We start from the raw sequence: 23,876 nt of genomic DNA, 5'->3' as shown, positions 1-23,876 counted from the left end.
ATATAAAAACCTTGCGCCCTTTGCGGTTAAACTTTAAAATATGAAATTAAAAATCTGCGGTATGAAATATCCCAACAATATAACCGAAGTAGGTTCACTCCTACCCGATTATATGGGATTTATATTCTGGGAAAAATCGGCTAGATATTTTGACAGAATCATTCCCGATTTACCAAAATCGATTAAGAAAGTTGGCGTTTTTGTGAATCAAAGTCAGGAAGATATTCTAGATAAAATTTCAAAATACGATTTGCAAGCCATTCAATTACACGGTCATGAATCGGTTGAATTTTGTCAGGAATTAAAAAATAAAATTGATACTAAAATCGAACTCATCAAAGTATTCTCAGCCGATGAAAATTTTGATTTTGAAGTATTAAAACCATACGAATCAGTTTGTGATTATTTCCTTTTTGATACCAAAGGAAAATTACCCGGCGGAAACGGAACCACATTCGATTGGAAAATATTAAACAAATACAATTCAAAAAAACCATTCTTCCTTAGTGGCGGAATCGGAATAGAAGAAATAGCAACAATAAAAGAAATTTCGAAAACCAATTTACCTATTTATGCCATCGATGTAAACAGTAAATTCGAAATCGAACCAGGATTAAAAGATAAAAACATATTATATAGTTTCAAGCAAAACTTGCAACTTTAAACATTTAAAACTTTAAACAAAATGAATTTTCACGTCAACGAAAAAGGCTATTATGGAGAATTTGGAGGAGCCTACATTCCAGAAATGTTATATCCAAATGTAGAAGAACTACGCCAGAATTATCTAAAAATTACTACCGAGCCAAGCTTTCAAGCGGAGTTCGATGCACTATTAAAAGATTATGTAGGTCGCCCTACTCCATTATATTTTGCCGAAAGACTTTCGAAAAAATACAATACCAAAATCTACTTAAAAAGAGAAGATTTATGCCATACAGGAGCACATAAAGTAAACAATACTATTGGACAAATTTTACTGGCAAAACGCCTGGGTAAAACCCGAATTATTGCCGAAACAGGTGCTGGTCAGCATGGAGTTGCAACAGCTACAGTTTGTGCATTAATGGGATTGCAATGCATTGTATATATGGGCGAAATCGACATTAAGCGCCAAGCGCCAAATGTGGCTCGTATGAAAATGTTAGGTGCAGAAGTTCGTCCGGCGCTTTCAGGTTCTAAAACCTTAAAAGATGCTACAAACGAAGCCATACGCGATTGGATTAATAATCCTGTAGATACCTATTATATCATCGGCTCTGTGGTTGGTCCACATCCTTATCCCGATATGATAGCACGTTTTCAGAGTGTAATTTCTGCTGAGATAAAAACACAATTATTAGAAAAAGAAGGTCGCGAAAACCCAGATCACGTTATCGCTTGCGTAGGTGGAGGAAGTAATGCCACAGGGTCTTTTTACCATTTCTTAGACGAAAAAGACGTAAAGCTTATTGCTGCCGAAGCTGCTGGATTAGGTGTTGATTCTGGCGAAAGTGCTGCAACATCGGCATTAGGCAAAGTCGGAATAATTCACGGAAGTAAAACATTATTAATGCAAACTCCCGACGGACAAATTACTGAACCTTATTCTATCTCGGCAGGATTAGATTATCCAGGAGTTGGACCAATGCTCGCCCATTTATTTGCATCTGGCAGAGCCGAATTTATTTCGATTACCGATGACGAAGCCATGCAATTTGGTTTAGAATTATCCAAAACCGAAGGAATTATTCCGGCAATTGAAACTGGTCATGCCCTTGCCGTTCTGGAAAAAAAGAAATTTGGACCAGACGAAATCGTAGTTATTAATTTATCCGGTCGTGGCGATAAAGATTTAAATACGTATATCGATTATTTCAAGTTATAGTTGGGCGTTACCGTCAGAAAAAGACGGTCGGGCTTCCCGATAGCTATCGGGACGCTATATCTTTTTAAGGCTGAAAAAAGCCTAAAAAAGGATGTCGCTTTTATCCCTAACGCAAATCGAGCATCAGTAGAATTAGTTCCCCAAAAAACAATTAAAAATTAAGAATATGAACGGTATAATTCATTATGAAACTTTTATTTTAACGGGATTACTTTTAAATATAACTCCTGGTAATGATACTATTTTCATATTAAGCAGAAGTATGGCACAAGGAAAAAAAGCTGGATTTATGTCTGTACTAGGAATTGCCACAGGCTCCTTAATACACACAATCCTTGCTGCATTTGGACTTTCTATTATTATTGCCAAATCTATACTCGTTTTTAGTATTATTAAATATGCCGGTGCCGCTTACTTATTATATATTGGTTACCAAATGCTCATGGACAAAACTCGACTTAATACTGATGTTTCTTTTTCGGAGAAATCAATTAATCTAAAAAAAATATACCGAGACGGAGTAATAACAAATGTATTGAATCCGAAAGTCGCATTGTTTTTCATTTCGTTTCTACCACAATTTATAGATTCCGGTTTAAAAAATACTATTGTCCCTTTTATAACACTTGGAATAACATTTACAATTACAGGAACAATATGGTGCTTATTTTTAGCGAACTTTTCTTCTATAATTTTTGCAAAACTAAAGTACAACAAGAAACTTTCAAATTATATAAACAAAAGTTGTGGAGCTGTTTTAATAGGTTTAGGAATAAAAGTAGCACTAACAAATAAGAACTAAATAACACAAATTATTAAAATGATATTAGCAGCAGCTCAGACCAAGCCAAAACGAGGAGATATAAATTCTAATTTATTAGATCATTATCGTCTTATAGAATTGGCAATAACAAAAAATGCCGATTTAATCGTATTTCCAGAACTATCGATTACAGGTTATGAAAGAGAAAATGCAAGTGAACTTACTTTCACAGAAAATGATTCACGATTAGAGCATTTAAAAAAATTAGCTGTAGATAATAAAATTGTAATTGTTGCTGGAGCACCTATAAAAATTAAAGACCAATTGTTTATCGGAGAATTTATTATCTCTCCAGACAATTCGGTTTCTATTTATACAAAGCAATTTCTTCATGAAGGCGAAGATGTTTATTATCAATCGTCATTTGATTATAATCCAACAATCGAATTAGAGAACAAAAAAATCTCTTTTGCCATTTGTGCCGATATTGATAATCCGCTGCACCCAAAAAATGCAAGCGAGAATAAAACTGCAATTTATATTGCCAGTATTTTCTTTACGCCAAACGGAATTCCTGTTGCCTATAAAGCGTTACAAGATTACGCCAGTACCTATAAAATGAATGTGCTTATGTCTAACTTTAGTGGTGAATCATGGGGATATCCTTCGGGCGGAAAAAGTGCATTTTGGAATAATAAAGGAGAATTAATCGCTCAAATGAATGATTCGGATGCTGGATTATTGATTGTGAAAAATCAAGATGATACTTGGACAAGTGAGATTGTTATAGATTAAAAAAACTTAATAATATACCTAACAGGCTTAAAAACCTGTTAGACTAAAAAATAAAAAAATGAACAGAATAAATCAAAAATTACAAGAAGATAAAAAGATACTTTCTATCTATTTTTCTGCGGGATATCCTAATCTTAATGACACCGTGCAAATCATTCAGGATTTAGAAAAAAGCGGAATCGACATGATCGAAATCGGATTACCATTTAGTGATCCTTTGGCCGATGGACCAACAATTCAGGCAAGTTCTACTCAGGCATTGCATAACGGAATGACAACTCAGGTTTTATTTAACCAACTAGAAAACATTCGCGAAAGCGTAACAATCCCGTTGGTAATAATGGGCTATTTTAACCCGATATTGCAATATGGAGTTGAAGAATTTTGCGAAAAATGTGCTGCAATAGGAATCGACGGATTAATTATCCCTGATCTTCCTGTAGATGTTTATGCAGAGCAATACAAAGAGATTTTCGAAAAACACGGATTAATAAATGTTTTCTTAATCACGCCACAAACGTCTGATGATCGTATAAAATTTATCGATAGCGTTTCTAACGGATTCATATACATGGTAAGTTCTGCAAGTGTTACTGGTTCTCAATCTGGTTTTGGTAGCACACAAGAATCATATTTTAAACGTATTGCCGATATGAATCTTAAAAATCCACAGGTTATTGGTTTTGGGATTAATAATGCTGAAACATTTAATCAGGCAACTCAATTTGCAAAAGGAGCCATTATCGGAAGTGCTTTTATCAAACATTTATCTGAAAAAGGAACAGGGAATATTGCCGAGTTTGTAAAGGCTATTAGATAATATCTTTGTGAATCTAGATTGTCTATAATGGAACGCGGATGACACAGATTCGCCAAGGCGAAAACGCGGATAAAAACAGATTTCTTTCTATTGCTTTTAAAAAATCCGTTTTATCCGCGTCTTTACTTTAGTAAATCCGTATCATCCGCGTCCCTTCTGCAAAGAATTAAACACAATTTATTCTGAATAACGTCGATACAAAATGGATTTAGCCTCTCATTACAACAATTTGTTCACAGAATCCTGTGAGAAAATATCGAATGACAATTATGTTATCGATACGCAAATTGATGATTTGTGCGATAACCGTTTAGGAATTACATTATTAATTAGACCTTCAGAAGAGATTAAAAATAGCATTCAACTTTTTTTAAATGAATTAAAAGGAATTGATGCTTCTCAATATTATTATCCTAATTCGGATATTCATATTACAATACTATCTATTATATCTTGTTATGATGGATTTGATTTAAACAACATTACAATACAAGATTATGTTGCTGTAATTAATAAATGCATTACTGGTTTAAATAAATCAGTAATTAATTTACACGGAATTACTGCCTCCCCTTCGGCAGTTATGATTCAGGGATTCCCAAGCGATACAAGTATAAACGATTTACGAGATAATCTTCGTTCAGCGTTTAAACAAACTACTCTTGAACAAAGTATCGATAAACGATACTCTTTATTTACTACACATTTAACGGTTGTACGGTTCAGAAAACCTATAAAAAACAAGGATTTATTCTTAAAAACACTACATAAATACCGTGATTATAACTTCGGAAAATTTGAAATAAAAAACCTCGAATTGGTACATAATGATTGGTATCAAAGAGCTGAATTTGTCAAAACTTTATCTGATTTTAAAATCTAATAATTCCTTAAACCCTAAATATTCTATATCGTTATAATTAACCTAATTAATTAATAACCAGTACAATATAACAAAATAAACATTCACTTATAAAGGAATATTTTAGTTAAAATTATGTTAAATAAAAACTAAACAGCTGTTTAAATTAAACACTTGTTTAATTTTGTACCCGATTAGAAACTCACTCATGTCACACATCGAATTAAACGAGAAAAAAATTCAAATTCTCAAGGTTGCAGAAAAGCTTTTTTCTGATAAAGGATTTGAAGGAACTTCGATACGAAATATTGCCAAAGAAGCAAAAATTAACATTGCCATGGTGTCGTATTATTTTGGTTCCAAAGAACGATTACTCGAATCGTTGATTATATATCGAACATCGGATCTGAAACTACAATTAGAAAATTTACTACAAGAAGATTTAGAACCTATCGATAAAGTAAATAAGTTAATAGAACTTTATATCAACAAGATTAACTGCAATGGTGGGATTTTCAGAATTATGCATTTTGAATTGACATCTAAAAAAAGAGAAAAAACTTTAAATCACTTTACCGAATTAAAGAAAGGCAATCTTAAATCATTGGAAAGCATTATCCATGAAGGTCAGGAAAAAGGTGTTTTCCGAAAAGATGTTATTATCCCATTAATCACTCCTACTATTCTTGGAACTTTTTTTCATTTCCATATGAATAAAGTCTTCTTCGAAAAAATATTGAATTTAAATACCGAAGCTTTATATAACGATTACATAAAAACACACTTAACAAAACACATTCAACAAACTATAAAAGCCTTACTTGTTTATGAAAATTAATCCAATTATGCTCTTTGGGATTTTCCTAGTCGGAATTTCCTCATTAGAAGCTCAAGAAAAAACGAGTCTTACCCTTGATGATGCTGTACGAATAGCATGGGAGAAGAGTGACGAAGTCACGTTGGCTAACACAAAAGTCAACACTAAAAAGTATGAACTTAGATCTATTAAAAACAACCAATATCCAGATTTAAAAGCTTCTGGACAATACCAAAGGTTGGCTGGTGCTGAAGTAGATTTAAAAATGAATCAAGAAAGTGGTTCTGGCTCTGGATCAATGCCAAATCCTGATCAATTAATGTTAGGTCAACTTAGCGCAAGTTTACCAATATTTGCAGGTTTTAAAATTCAGAATAGTATTAAAATATCTGAAAATTTATACCAAGCCGAAATTGCTACTTCACTAAAAACTAAAGAAGACATTGCTTTAAGAGTTGTAAATTACTATGCTGATTTATACAAAGCTCAGAAGACAATTGACCTTTTAAACGAAGATCAAAAACAAGCTAAACAGCGTGTAACTGATTTTATCGAATTGGAAAAAAATGGAATTATTCCGAGAAATGATTTATTGAAATCTCAATTGTTAGTTTCTAAAATCCAATTATCTATAGATGAGGCAAATAAAAATTTAAATATTTTGAATTATTATTTGATAACCTTACTTAAATTAGATCCTACAACTAAGCTTTATGTTAGAGAAAGTGATTTTATCAACTATAAAATGGATAATATCCCTACAAATGAGCAACCTGCTTTAGAGAATCGTAAAGATCTTGAAGCATTACGTTACCAAGAAAAAGCAAGTGAGTCTAACATAAAAATGGCAAAAAGTGCTTACTACCCTTCTGTTTCTTTATTAGGTGGTTATGCTGCTGTAGATGTTAGAAATATTCTTACGGTACAAAACGCAATGAACTTTGGAGTTGGCGTTTCTTACGACCTTAGTGGTATATTAAAAAAAGGAGCTGATATAAAACAAGCGCAAAGCAAAGCAGATGAAGTAAAAAGCTCTGAAGAAATTTTGACAAATTATATTAAAGTCGAAGTACAACAATCTATCGAAAACTATAATCTAGCTGTAAAACAAAGTGCTGTTTATGACTTAGCATTAGAGCAGGCATCTGAAAATTATAGAATCCTGAAAGATAAATTCGACAATGGTCTTGCTGATACCAACGATTTACTTGAAGCTGATGTAGAACATCTTAGTGCCAAAGTAAATACAGCAACATCTAAAGCCGATATCATCCAGAGATATTACGAGATGCTTTCAAAAACAGGACAATTATCACAATCATTCAATCTTACAAAAATATAATCGACAGCCCACATGGAAAAGAAAAAAACAAATACCAAATTTATAATTATACTAGCACTTTTGGTTCTAGTTGGTGGAACTTACGGGATCTACAAATACATGCACTCTCTTGCTCACGAAGAAACGGATGATGCTCAAATAGAGAAAAAAATGAATCCAATTATCCCAAGAGTATCGGGATATATTAGTAAGGTTTATGTAAAAGATAATGACTTTGTAAAAAAAGGAGATACTTTATTTACAATAGACAAAAGAGATTACCAATTAAAAATTGATGAAGCTAATGCTGCTTTATTAGGTGCTGAAGGTTCATTTGAGGCTGCAAAAGCAGATATCGGAAGTGCTTTGGCAAACATCTCGGTTTCGGATGCAAATGTAAGATCTGCAAGTGGTAATATCGAAAGTGCTAAAATTAGATTGGTACAAATAACAAATGACTACAACCGTTACAATAACTTGTATAAAAGTCATACGATTACAAAACAACAGTACGAAAAAGCATTAACTGCAAAAGAAGAAGCAGAAAGTCAAGTACGTGTTTTACAACAACAAGAAAAAGCAAGTTCTTACCAAAAATCAGTTATTCAGGCAAAATCTAAAGCTACTGATAAACAAACTGAAGTTGCTGCTGCAAATATCAAAAAAGCAAAAACATTATTAGATGTTGCTCATTTAAACTTGTCTTATACTGTGGTTACTGCAGCAATTGACGGTCAGGTTTCTAAAGTAGATATCCAACCAGGACAATTAGTTCAGCCAGGACAATCTTTATTTTATATCATCAATAACTCTGAAGCTTGGGTTGTAGCTAATTTTAAAGAAACTCAACTTAACAAAATGATTGTTGGTCAAAAAGTAACTTTAAAAGTAGATGCTTATCCTAATCATGAATTTAAAGGAACTCTTACTTCATTTTCTCCAGCAACAGGATCACGTTTTTCTTTACTTCCTCCTGATAATGCAACTGGTAACTTTGTAAAAACAATTCAAAGATTACCTGTAAAAATCAACTTGGACGCTGATAATGATATCGAAAAAGTAAAATTATTGAGACCAGGAATGAACGTGGATGTAGATGTACATATAAAATAAAATTGCACTTATCCAGGATTAAATATCCTGGAAAGGATTATACATTCATTTTAGAAAAGTATTCTAATACAACAAAATGGTAAAAGTAGAAGATGATTTAGTAGAATATGGCTACAGACGAGTTTTAATTACGATAACCGCAGTACTTTGTGCTTTGCTGGAAATCGTAGATACAACTATCGTAAACGTAGCTTTAACCGACATGAGAGGAAGTCTCGGTGCTACATTAACAGACGTTGCATGGGTTATTACAGCTTATGCTATTGCAAATGTTATTGTAATACCAATGACGAGTTGGTTGTCACAACAATTTGGAAGACGAAATTATTTTGTAACGTCGATTATAATTTTCACCTTATCTTCTTTTTTATGTGGTAATGCCTCCAATATTTGGGAACTTATTGCATTCCGATTTATTCAGGGGCTTGGTGGTGGAGCATTATTAGTTACTGCGCAAACCATTATAACTGAGAGTTATCCTATTGCCAAACGAGGAATGGCTCAGGCAATTTACGGAATGGGAGTTATTGTAGGTCCAACTTTAGGCCCACCTTTAGGAGGATATTTAGTAGATAATTATTCTTGGCCGTATATTTTTTATATCAATATTCCATTAGGAATTATTGCTACAATTTTGGCAATTTCCTTCGTAAGAAGTCCAAAATATGGCGAGAAACTAAAAGCCAATCAAGTCGATTGGTGGGGAATAATATTCTTGGCGTCCTTTATTGGTTCTTTACAATTTGTTCTGGAACACGGACAACAAGACGATTGGTTTAATGATTCATTGATTGTAACATTAAGTGTTGTAACTGTTTTTGGATTAATATTATTTATATGGCGAGAACTCACCTATAAACATCCAATTGTAAATTTGAGTGTACTTAAAGATGGAAATCTCCGTATTGGTACCATAATGTGTTTCATTCTTGGGTTTGGACTTTATGGATCAACATTGATTATCCCGATTTATACACAATCTGTCTTAGGATGGACAGCGACCGATGCCGGATTATTACTTATTCCGGGGTCGATTACAACCGCTTTTATGATGCCTATTATTGGTAAATTAATTCAGAGAGGAGTTCCGCAAGGATATATGGTAGGAGTTGGATTCTTGATTTTCTTTTTCTTCACCTTTATGATGTATAATAATATGACTCCCGATACAGGAGTTGAACATTTATACTGGCCATTAATTTTAAGAGGTATTGGTTTAGGATTACTTTTTGTACCTATAACTACATTATCACTTTCGACCTTACAAGGAAAACATATTGGTGAGGGAGCTGCATTTACAGGAATGATGCGACAATTAGGAGGATCATTTGGTATTGCGATTATCACCACCTTTATTACGAGATTCAGTCAGAAACATCGTGTAGATTTAGTATCTCATTTAGACACAACTAAATTTGAAGTACAACAAAGAGTTGCCTTGCTACAAAAAGGATTTATGTCTAAAGGATTTAGTAGTAATGAAGCTTTAAATAAAGCCTATCAGGTAATCGATTATTCGGTAATGAAACAAAGTACCGTTTTAGCATACATGGATATATTTATGTACTTAGGTATTATGTTTTTATGCTGTATTCCTATTATCCTTTTGATTAAAAAAGGAAAAAATAAAATCAACCCTGCCGATGCAATGCATTAATAAAGCAGATCTGAAATAAACAATCTTAAGTATATATATTTAAAGCCGTTGCGAAAGTTTTTTTGCAACGGCTTTTTATTTTCACGTACATTATTTAAGATAAAAAACTATCTTTATTATTAAATACGAACCACATAATATAAAACTTTCTTACGAATAATTATGCGGTATTACCAAACACAATAAAGATTTATTTCATTGCGAAATAATATTTATAGAGTATATTTGCACTTGCTTTTTAGCAGCAATAAAAACAAAAAAATAGTTAAGTTATGGTTTATAAATTTAGAGTAATTCTAGATGCAGAAGAAGATATTTTTAGAGATATAGCAATTCTTGAAGAAGATACTTTAGAAGATTTACACAACGCCATCTTCAATTCTTTTGGTTTTGACGGAATGGAAGTAGCTTCATTTTATACCTGCGATGAAACTTGGAATCAAGAAGATGAAATTCCACTTTTTGATACCGGAGATGTTCCTGGCGAACAAAAAACAATGAGTGATTATACTTTATCAGATATACTAGATAAAGAAAACACTAAGATTATATATGTCTACGATTTTATCCATATGTGGACATTTTTGGTTGAACTAGCTGCAGTAGAAGACCAAGTTGCTGGTAATCTTTATCCAGAAACACTTTTCTCTCATGGTGAAATGCCAGATGATTCAGGAGAAAAAAACTTCGAAGCAGATATGCATGATGATATCTATGGCGAATTTGAAGATGATTTAGACGAAGACGATTTAGACATGTTCGAAGGAGACGATAGTTTCGAAGATTATGGATTTGAAGAGAATTGGAATTAAATTTTTTTAGAGGTTCATAGGTTCTGAGTAGCAAAGGTTCAAAGGTTTTTTAAAATCTTACGATTTAAAATAAAATAAGAATATTCTTGCTTTATATTTACTTTTTTAAATATAAAACACATGAATACTTTTAGAGACCTTTTGATTTGGCAAAAATCAATGACTTTAGTTACCGAAATCTATCAACTCACAAATTCATTTCCCAAAGAAGAAATATATAGCCTAACTTCACAAATTCGTAGAAGTTCAATATCAATACCGAGTAATATAGCTGAAGGATACGGTAGAGACGGAAATAATGATTATTTACGTTTTTTAAATATCTCTATTTCATCATTATTCGAAATGCAAACTCAGCTTGAAATTTCTTTCAATCTAAAATACATAAACGAAATTCAATTTAATAAAATAAACGGAGACAGTAGAGAAATAGAACGAATGTTAAGTGCTTTTATTCGAAAAATAAAACAACGAAACTAAACCTTTGAACCTTTGCTACTCAGAACCTTTGTACCTTAAGACATATGATAAACCTTTTCAACACCCACATCGACACGCTTGCGATTCACCGCGTAGGAAACAAGAGCAGAAACGAAGCTATTTTTTTATCAGACCAGCCATTTAATTTAAATGACGAAATCGTTCCTCTGATAAAAGAATACTTTTTCAAGCCTTTTAGAGAGAAAGAAGAAAACTATTATCAGTTTGCACACGAAGTCGATTTGGATTATAACGACATGTTTAAATATGCTACTGAGATTTTTGACAATCCAGGGAATTTACAGGAAGTTTCAAAAAGAATTACGACACATTTATACGAGCAATCAAACCACCCGCACATTAAAAACGGTGAGGTTTATGTAACGTATTTAACCAATTTAAGTATAGATAATAATGTTGTTGATGCAATTGGAATTTTTAAAAGCGAATTACAAGCAGACTTTTTACAATTTGAAGAAAAAGACAGCAACCTTGAAATGATTTTACAACAAGGTATCAACCTTAACAAATTAGACAAAGGGTGTTTGATTTTTAATTATAAAAAAGACGAAGGGTATAAAATCCTAACTGTAGATAGCAACCGTTATGACGCACGTTACTGGTTAGAGCACTTTTTATCTGTAGATGCCTTTGAAGATGAAAACTTCATCACCAAGAAATACTTAAAATTCTGTCAGAGCTTTGCAAAAGATGTAGTATTGCCAGCAGAAGATAAAAAAGAAGAAGTAATGTTTATGAACCGTTCTGTGAATTATTTCGCAAAGAACGATCAGTTTGAAGAGCAAAATTTCCTAAACGAAGTATTAGACAATCCAGATTTAATTCCTGAATTTAAAAACTACAAAGTTGATAAAGGAGAGAAATACAGTATCGAAGATATTACAACCTTCCCTATTGCCAACTCTGCAGTTTCTGATGCAAGAAAATCAATCAAAAACGTTATCAACTTAGACACACATATACAAATTAAGATGGATTTTATTAATCCTGAAAGTGCCGAAAAATTTGTTGAAAAAGGTTGGGATGAAGAAAAACAAATGTATTATTACTTAGTTTATTTCAACAAAGAAGAGAAGAGTTAATATTAATTCTTATTCAATTTCACACTTACTCAAAATCAAAGCCTCAACTGCTATAGTTGAGGCTTTTTTTATAAAAATAAAGGCAAAAACAAAGGGCTTAGATTCTGTTTATTAGTAATTTTGTATACTAATAAATAATACTCCTATGAAATATCATTTATTCAACGAAAGCCCTTTTAAGACTCTAATCTCATTTCATAAAATTATTGAAGTTTTAGAGCAAATTGCACAATCAGATATCGATTATCGTTCTAATTATGCCAAGGCGCTTTTGAAAGAAGTAGAGAACTTTCCAGAATTTAGAACAGGAATTGAAGATTTCTCAGTGATTAAAAAGAATGAAACTTTAATCAGTCATTTATTAGCCGATTTATTCCCAACAGCATTAACCAATAATGAAATTAAAGCTGTTACGGTTCCATTTCAGAACTTCACATTCAATTATACCGAAAGATTCAAAAAGATACTAAAAGACGCAGGTACAAATTTTGACGTAACCATACGTGACTTTGATGAACAGGAATTTTATATAACTAATTGTTGCCTAATTTTGGGAGTTTACTACAAACAAAATATAGACTTTAATAAACCTTTCTTTTATGATATTCCAGATGCTAACGGAATCATAAATCATTATCGTATTTTGTATAATGCTGATTTCATGGAAATCATTCCTTCTGATAATGCTCCAAAACTAACACAAGAAGACATCGATCTATTGATTGATAATTACGATGATATTGCTTTGTGGAAAGAGAAATTTCCTGTTGGGAGCTGGACACTAAAAGGTTTTGGTATTATTGTTTTATTTGATGCTACTACAGAGAATGCTATTTCTAATTTTAAAAGTAATTTATTAAAATCAGATGCAAAAACTGTTGCAACCGACGAAATCATAACAAGCATTTTCAAATCAATCTTTAAGGTTCCTAATTTAAAAGTAGGTTTCATCATTTATAATCCTGAAGAAGAAAAATTTATTAGACCGATGAAATTTGAAAATAAACTGCAAAGTTTTTTACTTTCAAAAGATCAGGAAATAGATTGTAAAAATGCTTTTTTTGGATGTTCATTTGAAAATCTATTAAGTAAAAAAGAACCTCTTGTAATTTCTAATGTCAAAAAATTTATTGAGGAATCAGAAAATAAAAAACTTGGCGAACATTTACTAAAACAAAACATAAACAGTTGTGTTTTCGCACCAATTATAAAAGACGGTCATTTATTGGGCGTTGTCGAATTGGTTTCATCCGACCCAAGAGTGCTTAATACAATAAATGCAAACAAACTAAACTTGGTAATCCCCTATTTAGTCGATACTATTGAAAGATACAATATCGATATGCAACACCAGATAGAAGCTGTTATTCAGAGAGAATATACTACTATCCACCCGAGTGTTTATTGGAAATTTAGAAAAGAATCCGAAAAATATTTCCAAAACAGCAATCAGACAAAAGATTATATTTTTAAAGAAATTGTTTTTAAAGAAGTTTTTCCTTTATACGGACAAATTGATATTAAAGGTTCATCGGAACACCGAAATGAAACGGTAAAATGCGATTTAAAAAATCAATTAGAAATGTTACTGGAAATCTTTGAAAATCAAAAAGAAAATTCAAATCTAATTCTTCTGGAGCAACGCAAGTTCGAATTACATTCCCTTCTGGAAGAACTTGATTCGCCATTAAAAGCAGATTCTGAACAACACATTCAGCGATATATTGAAGACGAAATACATCCGATTTTAAAAAATACCAAAAGCAATTCTAAAGCAGAAAAACTTGAACAAAAATACTTTGAAAGTCTAGACGAAAAAACGGGTTTATTTTATCAGGAAAGAAAGAAATTTGATAATGCAATGTCTATTATCAATAAAAAGCTTGCTGCCATTCTTGACAAAAAACAAATTGAAGCACAACAAATATATCCGCATTATTACGAACGTTTCAAAACGGATGGCGTAGAGCACAATTTATACATAGGAGCTTCTATTGCACCTACAAAACCATTTGATGTCATGTACTTGCATAATTTAAGATTGTGGCAGTTACAAACATTATGCGAAATGGAACTAGAGCATCATCAGCTTAAAACTTCATTACCGTATGACCTTGATGTTACCTCGTTAATTTTGGTCTTTAGTTCCCCTATTTCTATCCGTTTTAGAATGGACGAAAAACGTTTTGATGTAGACGGAACTTATAATGCACGATACGAAGTTGTAAAGAAACGTATAGACAAAGCACACATCAAGGATAGTAAAGAGCGTATTACCGAAAAAGAAAAAATAACAATTGTATATTCTCATAATAGTGAAGAAGCAGAGTATTTAAAATACATTAAATACCTACAATTCAAGAAAATTCTAGAACCTCAAATAGAACAATTTGAGGTAGAAGATTTACAAGGTGTATCTGGTCTAAGAGCCATTCGGGTAAAAGTGGTAAACAACGTACCAGCTGTTCTAAAAATCACATATCAAGATTTATTAGATGAATTAAAATAAACCACTATTGACTAAAAGTCCAAGATTTGGTTGGCAGACTCAAAGTCTGCAAGGCTACAGTACCTATTTATTAACCACAAATTACACAAATTAGCGCTAATTAATTTGTGAAAATTTGTGTAATTTGTGGCTAAAATATTTTTTTAGAAGCTAAAGCGAAATGCACTAAAGCACATAGTCTTAAACTATATATGAGACCAATAAACCTAAAGCGTTCTAAAAGCAATAACGAATGCTAAGACTGTAATGATAATACCAATCATAAAAAGATTGTATGCAACTCTTAGCAAGCGGTATTTTCTTTCGAGTACAACTCCTAGATAGTATAAATCTTTGATCATTGTACCGTATAGATAATCTTTGTCTTTCATCATTTCGTTCATTGCCCACTCGTACTCGTGCAAAGGCATTTTATAAAAATTCCCAAAGAACAATAAATTGATTTTTTTTGCTTCGATATCTTCACGCGTAAAAACTCCAGTTGTAACTTTTGGCCTTGTAGAGAGTATGGCAAAAATTATAGTAATAACACTCGATATCAACATTATAAAAGTGGGAATTACTAAATGTGCATTCTTAGGGCTATCTAATTTGGGAATAATTGTAGAAAGTGCTATCGAAATAATAATAGCATTTACAGACAAAAGAATATTGGCTTTGCTATCGGCAATACCACTTAATCGGGTATGATTACCAAGTGTTACTCTAAAAAGAGTATCAATTCCTCTATCAGGTTTTTCTAATTTATTTTTCTTCTTTTTAGTTACTTCTCCTAACTCTTCGCTAATTTTCGATTCTTGCTTATCCATTTTTTTATGAATCTTTTTTAAATTTTTTTCTTTCAAAGGTTGCCATTTTTCTTTGGCATAATCAGTATAAAAATGATGTTTATTTTCTAAAAAGTCCAAATTTACGATTGCCCATTCTTCATCCGAAAACACTTTGTTTTCAGTATTTTGCCACTCCATTCTTAAACATTCACAACTGCTAACATACTCGCTGGTTGTAATATGAACGTAATCAGCATCTTTTATAATTTTTTCTAAATGCGTATTAGGTTCATAACATTTTGCAGTTGCTGCTATTAAATCTGAAACATTTTTGATAAACTCAGGAGATTTATTTTTATCACTTAAAAAATCGGTTACTATTCTTACACTCTCTTTTTCATGATTGTTATTACCTTTAATATACCCCGTATCATGAAACCAAGCCGCAACCAAAAGCACCTCTTTATCATCTACCCCTACATTTTCATTGGCACACAGCTCTTTAACAGCATTTACAACATTCGTTGTGTGGTTAAAATTATGGTATGAATATAAAATAGAAAGTTTATCTTTGAGTAAGTTATAAACAAAATCTTCGGACTGCTCTAATAGGGTCATAAACATATTTTTATACTACTAAATTATGAAATTGTTTTCGGATAATCATTTTATAAATAAGATTAACGCTTATTTAATTGGAATTTTAGGTTTATTTTTAATTCAATCTTGTGCAACACATCGCGCCCAATTAGGTAAAGATGTCAAAAATCCTATTTCACAAAACGCATTAGATACTTCAAAAATTGCCCATACTTTATATTTAGTTGGAGATGCAGGAAATGCTGACGAAGAACAAGCGCAACAAACGCTTGAGCTTTTGCATAAAAGACTTCAAAATTCAAATACAAACTCAACCCTTTTATTTTTGGGCGATAATATTTATCCTAAAGGTTTTCCTAATACTGACAATCCTGAAGCAAAAGCTCTTGCTGAAAAAAAACTAACAAACCAGCTAGAATTAACTAAAGGTTACAAAGGAAAAACAATTTTTATTTCTGGTAATCACGATTGGTATAGCGGAATTAAAGGAATGGAACGTCAATCAAAATTTGTGACTACCTACCTAAACGATAAAAAAGCATTCTTGCCACAAAAAACTTGTGCTATCGAAGAATTAAAAATCAATAAAAAAACTACTTTAATTGTTATAGACAGCCAGTGGTTTCTGGAAGATTGGGATGATAACCCAACTATCAATGACAATTGCGACATTAAAACTCGTGAGGCCTTTTTTGATGAACTGGAAAGTATCTTAAACAAAAATCAAGACAAAACTGTTCTTATAGCAGTTCATCACCCTTTAATGAGTAATGGTACGCATGGAGGTCAATTTTCTTTAGAAAAACAATTATTCCCTTTAGAACAAAAAATTCCGCTACCAGTAATTGGTTCAGTAATAAACTTAATCCGAAAAACATCTGGAGTAAGTCCGCAAGACATCCAAAATAAAACTTATACACAGTTTATAAAAAGAGTAAAAACGCTTTTACAAAGTCAAGATAATGTTATTGTAATTTCTGGTCATGACCATAACCTACAATACATTAACAATAGTAGTATTAAGCAAATTATAAGTGGTGCAGGTTCAAAATCTGAAGCTGCAAAAGCTGTATTCCCTAATGATTTTTCATACGGCGGAAATGGTTATGCTACATTGTCTCTTTACAAAAATGGAGATACAAGACTTGCTTTTTTCGGTAACGAGAACAACAAAGAAAAGCTCTTGTTTGATCAGAATATTATAACAGTAAAAGATACTGTTTACCATGAGAATCTGCCAAGTAAGTTTAATGCAATTACCAAAGCTTCTATTTACTCGCCTGAAATGACTAAAAAAAGTATATTTCATAAATTCTTATTTGGGAAACATTACAGAAAATATTACAGCATGCCAATTGATGCTAAAACAGTTTCTTTAGATACTCTTTTTGGAGGTATAAAACCAAAACGCGAAGGCGGAGGACATCAATCTAAATCCTTACGAATTGTAGATAAAGACGGTAAAGAGTATGTAATGCGTGCTCTGAAAAAAAGTGCTTCCCGTTTTATACAAGCCGTAGCATTTAAGGATCAATTTGTCGAAAATCAATTTGATAAAACCTATGCCGAGAACTTTCTATTCGACTTTTATACCACTTCTCACCCATATACTCCATTTGCAGTAGGTAATCTGGCAGATAAAATAGGTGTTTCTCATACAAATCCCGAATTATATTACATCCCTAAGCAAGAAACACTTAAAGGGTATAATTATAATTTTGGAGATGAATTATACATGGTCGAAGAACGCCCATCTAGTAGTCAGATAACTCAAAAAACCTTTGGTAATCCACTGGATATCATCAGTACCGATGATGTAATGAAAAATCTTCATAAGGATGAAAAATATACCATCGACGAAAAAGAATACATAAAAGCAAGATTATTTGATATGCTTATTGGCGATTGGGACAGACATAATGATCAATGGCGTTGGGGAGAATATCATGAAGGTGATAAAGTAGTTTACAAACCAATTCCCAGAGATAGAGATCAGGCTTTTACAAAATATGATGGAGCATTACTTTCGCTTTTAATGCATATGCCAGCATTACGCCATATGCAAACGTTTAAAGATGATATTAAAAATGTAAAATGGTTTAATCGTGAACCTTATCCACAGGATATTGCTTTCCTTAAAACGGCTCATGAAAAAGACTGGATTGATCAAGCCAAATACATTCAGGAAAATCTTAGCGATGCCGATATTGATGCAGCTTTTAATAATTTACCAAAAGAAGTACAAGATGGAACTATTACTGACATTAAACGCAAATTAAAACTACGAAAAAAAGAACTTCAAAAATATGCAACTGAATATTATAAGGTTTTAGAAAAGACTGTTTTAATAGTTGGAACCGATAAAAAAGATAAATTTATAATCACGCATAAAGCAAAAAACAAACTCGATGTAGATGTATATCGCATCAAGAAAACAGGAGAAGAATTTCTTTATACCAAAAATTTCACTGCAGGAAAAACTAAAAACCTTTGGATTTACGGATTAGATGATGACGATGTTTTTGAAGTAAAAGGAGATTATAATTCTCGAATAAATATTCGTTTAATCGGCGGACAAAATAATGATACCTATGCTGTAACTAACGGAAAAAGGGTGAAAATTTATGATTTTAAATCAAAAAACAATACATACGATTTAGATTCTAAAACAAAAACAGTACTTACAGATGATTATGATACAAATCTTTATGACTATCAAAAAGTAAAATACAATGCTTTCTCTGGTTTGCCTTTTGGTGGTTATAATCCAGATGACGGGGTAAAACTGGGTATTATTGCAAACTATACTGTAAACAGATTCAAGCAAAATCCATATACTCAAAAACACATATTAAAGGCCAACTACTTTTTTGCAACCAATGGGTACGAACTTATTTATGATGGGCATTTTCCTAAAGTTTTAGGCAAATGGGATTTTGACATCCAATCGATTTTAACCAGTCCTAATTTTACGATTAACTATTTTGGTTATGGTAATGAAACCGTTAATAACGATGATGATTTAGGTATGGATTATAACCGTGTTCGTATGCGAGCTCTAAAAGTAACTCCATCTATTAAAAAAGTTGGTAAATATGGTAGTGAAATAAACTTTGCCACAACTTTTGAAAAAATCCGAATCGAAGAAACCTCTGGAAGATTTATAAATGTTCCAGGAGCTGCTAGTCCTGATGTTTTCCAAAGTCAACAATTTGCTGGTGCAACAGTAAAATATAGTTTTGAGAATTACGACCTAGTGTCATTCCCATCTATGGGATTTGGATTTTCGGTAGCCGGAAGCTGGAAAATGAATCTGGATGATAGCAAACAAAATTTCCCAACATTAGAAAGTAAAATCAACTTTAATCATAAAATTGATTCTAATGGAAAGTTTGTTTTTGCAACTATTATTAAATCAAAAATTCTCTTTAATAATAATTTCGACTTTTATCAAGGAGCAACTTTGGGCGGAGATTACGATTTAAGAGGTTACAGAAACCAACGTTTTTTAGGAAACCAATCTTTTTATCAAAGTAGCGATATCCGTTGGAATTTAGGCAAAATAAGAAAAAGCATTTTACCTATGTCTTACGGGATTCTTGGCGGATTTGACTATGGTCGTGTTTGGGTTACAGGAGAAGATTCTAACAAGTGGCACCAATCCTTTGGGGGCGGTTTATGGCTCAACGGATTGGATGTGATCACTGCTAGACTTACTTATTTTAAAAGTGTAGACGAAAGAGCTAGAATTGCGTTTGGTATAGGGTTTGGGTTTTAATTATTTTTTAAAACTATACTCATATACCTTCCCTCCTATTTTTTTTGTTTTTTCATCGGCTATTAATAACGTTTTATTATCCTTAAAGGCAACAGCTTCTTTTTGAGAAAAATGATCTAAATCAATTTCTGTTTGCGTTCCTTTAAGGAAATTATCTCCTTGAAAGCCTTGAAAAAGTACTATTTTATCATGACATAAGATAACTACTTTTTTAGCATCTGGACTAATTGCAGCACTAGTAATTGCACAATGATTGTAATTACTACATGTTTTAAACTTGCCCATCAAAGTCGCTTTTTGCTTTCCAGCCGCATTTGGTATTTTATAAATAGAAGCAGTTCCGTCAAAATTCTTGCTTCGGTTTTTAGTAAATAGATAGAAGTTATTATTAAATTCGAAAAAACCTTCGACATCGTAAAACATTTCGGATTTCTTAGGAGGAAAATCTTTTTGTTCAGGATACGCAAATGATATTTTATAACTAGAAACAGCATTTTCTTTTCCTAAAGTCGATTTATCGATTTTATAAATACATAAATCTTTACGAATGTTATCGTTGTTTCCAAAATCGCCAATGTATAAATTCCCTGCTTTATCTTTGGTAATATCTTCCCAATCTACATTTGTTGCATTTGTAATAGTTACCGTTTTTGCTATTTCGCCTTGAGCGTTTAATCCATAAATTTCATTAGCATTACCACTATCTTCTAATGTCCAAAGTGTACTATTTTCAGGAGAATAAATTATTCCTGAAACTTCTTTTAATTTTTTAGGCAAAGAATATAATGTTTTTAATACGGTAGAATCTTGCTGACAAGCCAACAAAATAAATGCAACAATAATTGAGATATAATTTTTCATATAATAAGTAATTTAAGATTCTAGATTAAATTAGTGTTTTTAAAATTCCTAGTAATAAAACCAAATGCAGCCGACATAATATGCCCCATTGATTTTGCATTTTTAAAATTCAAATCATTAGTATAACGATACAATTCCATTTTTAGTTGATTCAAATTTGCTTCAGGCGAAATATTATCTTCACACATAATATGCAATAATTTTTTGATTCTGTTATCTGCCGAGTGAATACGCTTGGCCAAAATAGCCCGCTCTTCATCTTTATACTGAACAATTGAACGCTCTTCCAATTTATCTTTGACTAACAAAATCATTGGGTAATTCTCCTTGAAAAACTGAGGACGATAAACTTTAAAATTCCCTTCGTAACATTGCTGATCAAAATCGATTGGGCGAATTTTATATACAACTTGGTCAAAATCATGAATTGGGACAATTACATAATTATATGCCCGCATATCTCCCAAAAGCCTAATCATACAACGCTCATTAAACTTCACAAACTCTTTGGCGATTTGAGATTTTTCGGTTTCCGTACAATTTTTAAGCAATGTGCTCATAAAAATATCTCCAGGAATACCAATTATATGTTCCTCGATTAAAGTGTCTTTATAAACCAAAAAATTTATTTTATCCGGGGATAATATTTCTTCTAATTCAAGACCATAGATTCGAGAAGCATCAGCCTTTTTTATATAAAAATGCACATAATTATCATTTAAAATATTTCGCACTTTAATCCTGAAAGGCTTCGAATTTCCAAACGTACAGTAATCTATCGCATCTACATTTAAGAACTGAATAATATCAGTATTACCATCGGAATGCAAAAGAGAGTAGATTTTTTTTAGATTTAAATCTATTTCATTTCTTTCAAACTCATTATAATAAACCCGAATCCACAAAGTATCTTTATCATTTTTATCATACACCGTTATAGATCCGGAAAACCGCAATAAGTCATCATAAAAAACTGAAACTTTTGAGATTCGTTCATAACGCTCTAAATAATCCAAAAGCGAATTTGTTAATGGATAAGATGGTTTTTTAAAAAACATTAAAGGCTCACTCATTTTGAATATATTTGATACAAATTTACATTAAATAAAAATTGAACAGTAACAAAAACTAAACTCACACGTCTTACTAAAAACTAAAACCTCAAATAATTTTGGAAACAATACTCACAATACAGAACCTTCATAAAAGATATGGGCGTATTCAGGCCCTTAAAGATATTTCTTTTGAGATTCAAAAAGGCCGCGTTTATGGAATTCTAGGTCCTAACGGAAGCGGAAAATCTACCACTTTAGGAATTGTTTTAAATGTTGTAAACAAAACTTCTGGTCAATACAGTTGGTTTGGTGGACAAGTGCAAACTCATGAAGCATTAAAAAAAGTAGGAGCTATTATCGAAAGACCTAATTTTTATCCATACATGACTGCCGAAGAAAACCTGAAATTGGTTTGTAAAATTAAGAGTATCGATTATTCTAAGATAAACGAAAAATTAGAGTTGGTAGGTTTAAACGAAAGGAAAAACAGCAAGTTCAGTACTTTTTCGTTAGGAATGAAACAACGTCTGGCTATTGCATCGGCTTTATTAAATGACCCTGAGATATTAATTCTGGATGAACCTACTAACGGTTTAGATCCGCAGGGAATTCATCAGATTCGTGATATTATCAAAAAAATAGCTTCACAAGGCACAACAATTTTACTTGCTTCCCACTTATTAGATGAGGTCGAAAAAGTATGTTCTCATGTTGTTGTTTTAAGAAAAGGCGAAATTTTATATTCTGGTCCTGTTGGCGGAATGTCAGCAAATGAAGGCTTCTTTGAGGTTCAATCAGACGATACTGAAAAATTAATTACTGTAATCGAAACTCACCCTGCAGTAGACCGTGTTGCTAAAGAAGAAGGAAAAGTTTTAGTTTACTTAAAAAATGATTTAAGCGCAACTGACTTAAATAAATTTTTATTTTCACAAAACATTACTCTAAGTCATTTAGTAAAACGTAAAAATAGTTTAGAAGAACAATTCCTAGAACTAACCAATAACGCTTCTGCAAAAAATAATTAAACCATGAACAGACTTCTCTCTATAGAACTACAAAAAATTTGGAAAAATAAAGCCAGTCGTATATTAACATTAGCCTATTTTATCCTTCTTTCATTTATCGCATTAATTGCCTCAATAAAATTTGATTTAGGTGTTTTTAAATTTCATTTAGCCGAAATGGGAATTTTTAATTTTCCTTTTATTTGGCATTTCAACACTTACATTGCAGCTTGGTTAAAGTTTTTCTTAGCAATTGTAATCGTATCTATGATGGCCAATGAGTATAGTTACGGGACTTTAAAACAAAATCTTATCGATGGATTAAGCAAGAAAGAATTTATTTTATCAAAATTTCTAACAGTAGTTTTATTTGCTTTTTGCTCAACCGTTTTTGTATTTATAATGAGCTTAATACTTGGATTATGCTTTTCTTCTTATACTGAAATTGGAATCATATTTTCAGGAATGGAATATCTTTTGGCCTTTTTTGTAAAACTAACAGGCTTCTTTTCTTTCTGTTTATTTTTAGGCATATTAGTAAAACGTTCAGCATTCGCTTTAGGATTTCTGTTAGTTTGGAGTATTCTAGAAGGTATTTTAAAAACTGTGTTTGCTTTTATACTCTTTCCTGGAAGCAAAATTGCTGATTATTTAATTAGATTACTTCCTCTAGAAGCCATGTCTAATTTAATTATTGAGCCATTTTCCCGATTATCAGTTATAAAAAGCATTGGAGAACAGATAGGTGTTGAAAACACAAAAAACTATAGTGTAGACTATATTTCGGTTATAATTGTTCTAATCTGGACGTTACTATTTGTTTTCTTCTCTTATAAACTACTAAAGAGTCGAGATTTGTAGTATATTTGCTATATTTTTAGCAAAT

The 23,876-nt window shown here is 31.8% G+C and carries 20 protein-coding genes; 17 read left to right on the top strand and 3 right to left on the bottom strand.

The window, feature by feature from the left end; translation table 11 throughout:
- Positions 1-40: 40 nt before the first annotated feature.
- The 14 genes from SHI72_RS18975 (at position 41) to SHI72_RS18910 (ending at position 14,919) form a co-directional block, all read left to right on the top strand.
- Positions 41-664 carry a phosphoribosylanthranilate isomerase gene (locus SHI72_RS18975; RefSeq protein ID WP_323491039.1) on the top strand — a complete coding sequence of 208 codons (624 nt, stop codon included), beginning with the start codon at positions 41-43 and terminating at the stop codon, positions 662-664.
- A gap of 21 nt (positions 665-685) precedes the next feature.
- Entirely contained in the window at positions 686-1,867 is a 1,182-nt protein-coding gene (gene trpB / locus SHI72_RS18970; protein ID WP_323491038.1) for a tryptophan synthase subunit beta, read from the top strand.
- Positions 1,868-2,033: 166 nt separating this feature from the next.
- Positions 2,034-2,669 carry a LysE family translocator gene (locus SHI72_RS18965; RefSeq protein ID WP_323491037.1) on the top strand — a complete coding sequence of 212 codons (636 nt, stop codon included), beginning with the start codon at positions 2,034-2,036 and terminating at the stop codon, positions 2,667-2,669.
- Between the two features lie 18 nt (positions 2,670-2,687).
- Entirely contained in the window at positions 2,688-3,425 is a 738-nt protein-coding gene (locus SHI72_RS18960; RefSeq protein ID WP_323491036.1) for a carbon-nitrogen hydrolase family protein, read from the top strand.
- 58 nt (positions 3,426-3,483) lie between these two features.
- Positions 3,484-4,245 carry a tryptophan synthase subunit alpha gene (gene trpA, locus SHI72_RS18955; RefSeq protein ID WP_323491035.1) on the top strand — a complete coding sequence of 254 codons (762 nt, stop codon included), beginning with the start codon at positions 3,484-3,486 and terminating at the stop codon, positions 4,243-4,245.
- Positions 4,246-4,447: 202 nt separating this feature from the next.
- Positions 4,448-5,128: a mutarotase gene (locus SHI72_RS18950; RefSeq protein ID WP_323491034.1), complete on the top strand. Its 681-nt coding sequence runs from the start codon at positions 4,448-4,450 to the stop codon at positions 5,126-5,128.
- 187 nt (positions 5,129-5,315) lie between these two features.
- Positions 5,316-5,945 carry a TetR/AcrR family transcriptional regulator gene (locus SHI72_RS18945; RefSeq protein ID WP_039116052.1) on the top strand — a complete coding sequence of 210 codons (630 nt, stop codon included), beginning with the start codon at positions 5,316-5,318 and terminating at the stop codon, positions 5,943-5,945.
- A complete protein-coding gene (locus SHI72_RS18940; protein ID WP_039116054.1) occupies positions 5,935-7,266 on the top strand; it encodes a TolC family protein in 1,332 nt (443 codons plus the stop codon). Before SHI72_RS18945 ends, SHI72_RS18940 begins: the two co-directional genes overlap by 11 nt.
- Before the next feature lie 12 nt (positions 7,267-7,278).
- The gene (locus SHI72_RS18935) at positions 7,279-8,358 is read left to right on the top strand and encodes an HlyD family secretion protein (protein WP_039116055.1); all 1,080 of its coding nucleotides are present in this window, start codon (positions 7,279-7,281) and stop codon (positions 8,356-8,358) included.
- 76 nt (positions 8,359-8,434) lie between these two features.
- On the top strand, positions 8,435-10,015 hold the full coding sequence (locus tag SHI72_RS18930; protein ID WP_323491033.1) for an MDR family MFS transporter: 1,581 nt from the start codon (positions 8,435-8,437) through the stop codon (positions 10,013-10,015).
- Between the two features lie 272 nt (positions 10,016-10,287).
- Positions 10,288-10,827, top strand: coding sequence for an IS1096 element passenger TnpR family protein (locus SHI72_RS18925; protein ID WP_039116059.1), 540 nt, complete (start codon positions 10,288-10,290; stop codon positions 10,825-10,827).
- A 120-nt stretch (positions 10,828-10,947) separates the two neighbouring features.
- A complete protein-coding gene (locus tag SHI72_RS18920) occupies positions 10,948-11,307 on the top strand; it encodes a four helix bundle protein (protein ID WP_264287636.1) in 360 nt (119 codons plus the stop codon).
- Between the two features lie 44 nt (positions 11,308-11,351).
- Entirely contained in the window at positions 11,352-12,410 is a 1,059-nt protein-coding gene (locus SHI72_RS18915) for a nucleoid-associated protein (protein ID WP_039116062.1), read from the top strand.
- 145 nt (positions 12,411-12,555) lie between these two features.
- Positions 12,556-14,919, top strand: a complete 2,364-nt coding sequence (locus SHI72_RS18910) for a GAF domain-containing protein (RefSeq protein ID WP_323491032.1) — start codon at positions 12,556-12,558, stop codon at positions 14,917-14,919.
- 206 nt (positions 14,920-15,125) lie between these two features.
- Here the strand turns inward: SHI72_RS18910 and SHI72_RS18905 are convergent, their stop codons facing one another.
- A complete protein-coding gene (locus tag SHI72_RS18905; RefSeq protein ID WP_323491031.1) occupies positions 15,126-16,307 on the bottom strand; it encodes a Pycsar system effector family protein in 1,182 nt (393 codons plus the stop codon).
- Between the two features lie 25 nt (positions 16,308-16,332).
- Between SHI72_RS18905 and SHI72_RS18900 the strand changes: the two genes are divergently transcribed.
- Positions 16,333-20,067 carry a metallophosphoesterase gene (locus SHI72_RS18900; protein ID WP_323491030.1) on the top strand — a complete coding sequence of 1,245 codons (3,735 nt, stop codon included), beginning with the start codon at positions 16,333-16,335 and terminating at the stop codon, positions 20,065-20,067.
- Here the strand turns inward: SHI72_RS18900 and SHI72_RS18895 are convergent, their stop codons facing one another.
- The gene (locus tag SHI72_RS18895; protein WP_323491029.1) at positions 20,068-20,928 is read right to left on the bottom strand and encodes a hypothetical protein; all 861 of its coding nucleotides are present in this window, start codon (positions 20,926-20,928) and stop codon (positions 20,068-20,070) included.
- Between the two features lie 20 nt (positions 20,929-20,948).
- The gene (locus tag SHI72_RS18890) at positions 20,949-22,001 is read right to left on the bottom strand and encodes a hypothetical protein (RefSeq protein ID WP_039116070.1); all 1,053 of its coding nucleotides are present in this window, start codon (positions 21,999-22,001) and stop codon (positions 20,949-20,951) included.
- A gap of 98 nt (positions 22,002-22,099) precedes the next feature.
- Here SHI72_RS18890 and SHI72_RS18885 point away from each other — a divergent pair, with 98 nt between their 5' ends.
- Both SHI72_RS18885 and SHI72_RS18880 read left to right on the top strand, forming a co-directional pair.
- Positions 22,100-23,011 carry an ABC transporter ATP-binding protein gene (locus SHI72_RS18885; RefSeq protein WP_039116072.1) on the top strand — a complete coding sequence of 304 codons (912 nt, stop codon included), beginning with the start codon at positions 22,100-22,102 and terminating at the stop codon, positions 23,009-23,011.
- Positions 23,012-23,014: 3 nt separating this feature from the next.
- Positions 23,015-23,851 carry an ABC transporter permease gene (locus tag SHI72_RS18880; protein ID WP_039116074.1) on the top strand — a complete coding sequence of 279 codons (837 nt, stop codon included), beginning with the start codon at positions 23,015-23,017 and terminating at the stop codon, positions 23,849-23,851.
- Positions 23,852-23,876 lie beyond the last annotated feature (25 nt).

Source organism: Flavobacterium sp. PL02 (genome assembly GCF_035013205.1).
In the GTDB taxonomy this organism is placed as follows: Bacteria; Bacteroidota; Bacteroidia; order Flavobacteriales; family Flavobacteriaceae; genus Flavobacterium.
This window is presented reverse-complemented; position numbering and strand designations above follow the sequence as displayed.

Bases quoted from the DNA above. Each gene is read 5' to 3' on its own strand.
- SHI72_RS18910 (WP_323491032.1), top strand. From the start codon at position 12,556: ATGAAATATCATTTATTCAACGAAAGCCCTTTTAAGACTCTAATCTCA.
- SHI72_RS18930 (WP_323491033.1), top strand. From the start codon at position 8,435: ATGGTAAAAGTAGAAGATGATTTAGTAGAATATGGCTACAGACGAGTT.
- SHI72_RS18880 (WP_039116074.1), top strand. From the start codon at position 23,015: ATGAACAGACTTCTCTCTATAGAACTACAAAAAATTTGGAAAAATAAA.
- SHI72_RS18935 (WP_039116055.1), top strand. From the start codon at position 7,279: ATGGAAAAGAAAAAAACAAATACCAAATTTATAATTATACTAGCACTT.
- SHI72_RS18895 (WP_323491029.1), bottom strand. From the start codon at position 20,928: ATGAAAAATTATATCTCAATTATTGTTGCATTTATTTTGTTGGCTTGT.
- SHI72_RS18920 (WP_264287636.1), top strand. From the start codon at position 10,948: ATGAATACTTTTAGAGACCTTTTGATTTGGCAAAAATCAATGACTTTA.
- SHI72_RS18925 (WP_039116059.1), top strand. From the start codon at position 10,288: ATGGTTTATAAATTTAGAGTAATTCTAGATGCAGAAGAAGATATTTTT.
- SHI72_RS18940 (WP_039116054.1), top strand. From the start codon at position 5,935: ATGAAAATTAATCCAATTATGCTCTTTGGGATTTTCCTAGTCGGAATT.
- trpA (WP_323491035.1), top strand. From the start codon at position 3,484: ATGAACAGAATAAATCAAAAATTACAAGAAGATAAAAAGATACTTTCT.
- SHI72_RS18965 (WP_323491037.1), top strand. From the start codon at position 2,034: ATGAACGGTATAATTCATTATGAAACTTTTATTTTAACGGGATTACTT.
- SHI72_RS18945 (WP_039116052.1), top strand. From the start codon at position 5,316: ATGTCACACATCGAATTAAACGAGAAAAAAATTCAAATTCTCAAGGTT.
- SHI72_RS18975 (WP_323491039.1), top strand. From the start codon at position 41: ATGAAATTAAAAATCTGCGGTATGAAATATCCCAACAATATAACCGAA.
- SHI72_RS18905 (WP_323491031.1), bottom strand. From the start codon at position 16,307: ATGACCCTATTAGAGCAGTCCGAAGATTTTGTTTATAACTTACTCAAA.
- trpB (WP_323491038.1), top strand. From the start codon at position 686: ATGAATTTTCACGTCAACGAAAAAGGCTATTATGGAGAATTTGGAGGA.
- SHI72_RS18915 (WP_039116062.1), top strand. From the start codon at position 11,352: ATGATAAACCTTTTCAACACCCACATCGACACGCTTGCGATTCACCGC.
- SHI72_RS18890 (WP_039116070.1), bottom strand. From the start codon at position 22,001: ATGAGTGAGCCTTTAATGTTTTTTAAAAAACCATCTTATCCATTAACA.
- SHI72_RS18950 (WP_323491034.1), top strand. From the start codon at position 4,448: ATGGATTTAGCCTCTCATTACAACAATTTGTTCACAGAATCCTGTGAG.
- SHI72_RS18960 (WP_323491036.1), top strand. From the start codon at position 2,688: ATGATATTAGCAGCAGCTCAGACCAAGCCAAAACGAGGAGATATAAAT.
- SHI72_RS18900 (WP_323491030.1), top strand. From the start codon at position 16,333: ATGAAATTGTTTTCGGATAATCATTTTATAAATAAGATTAACGCTTAT.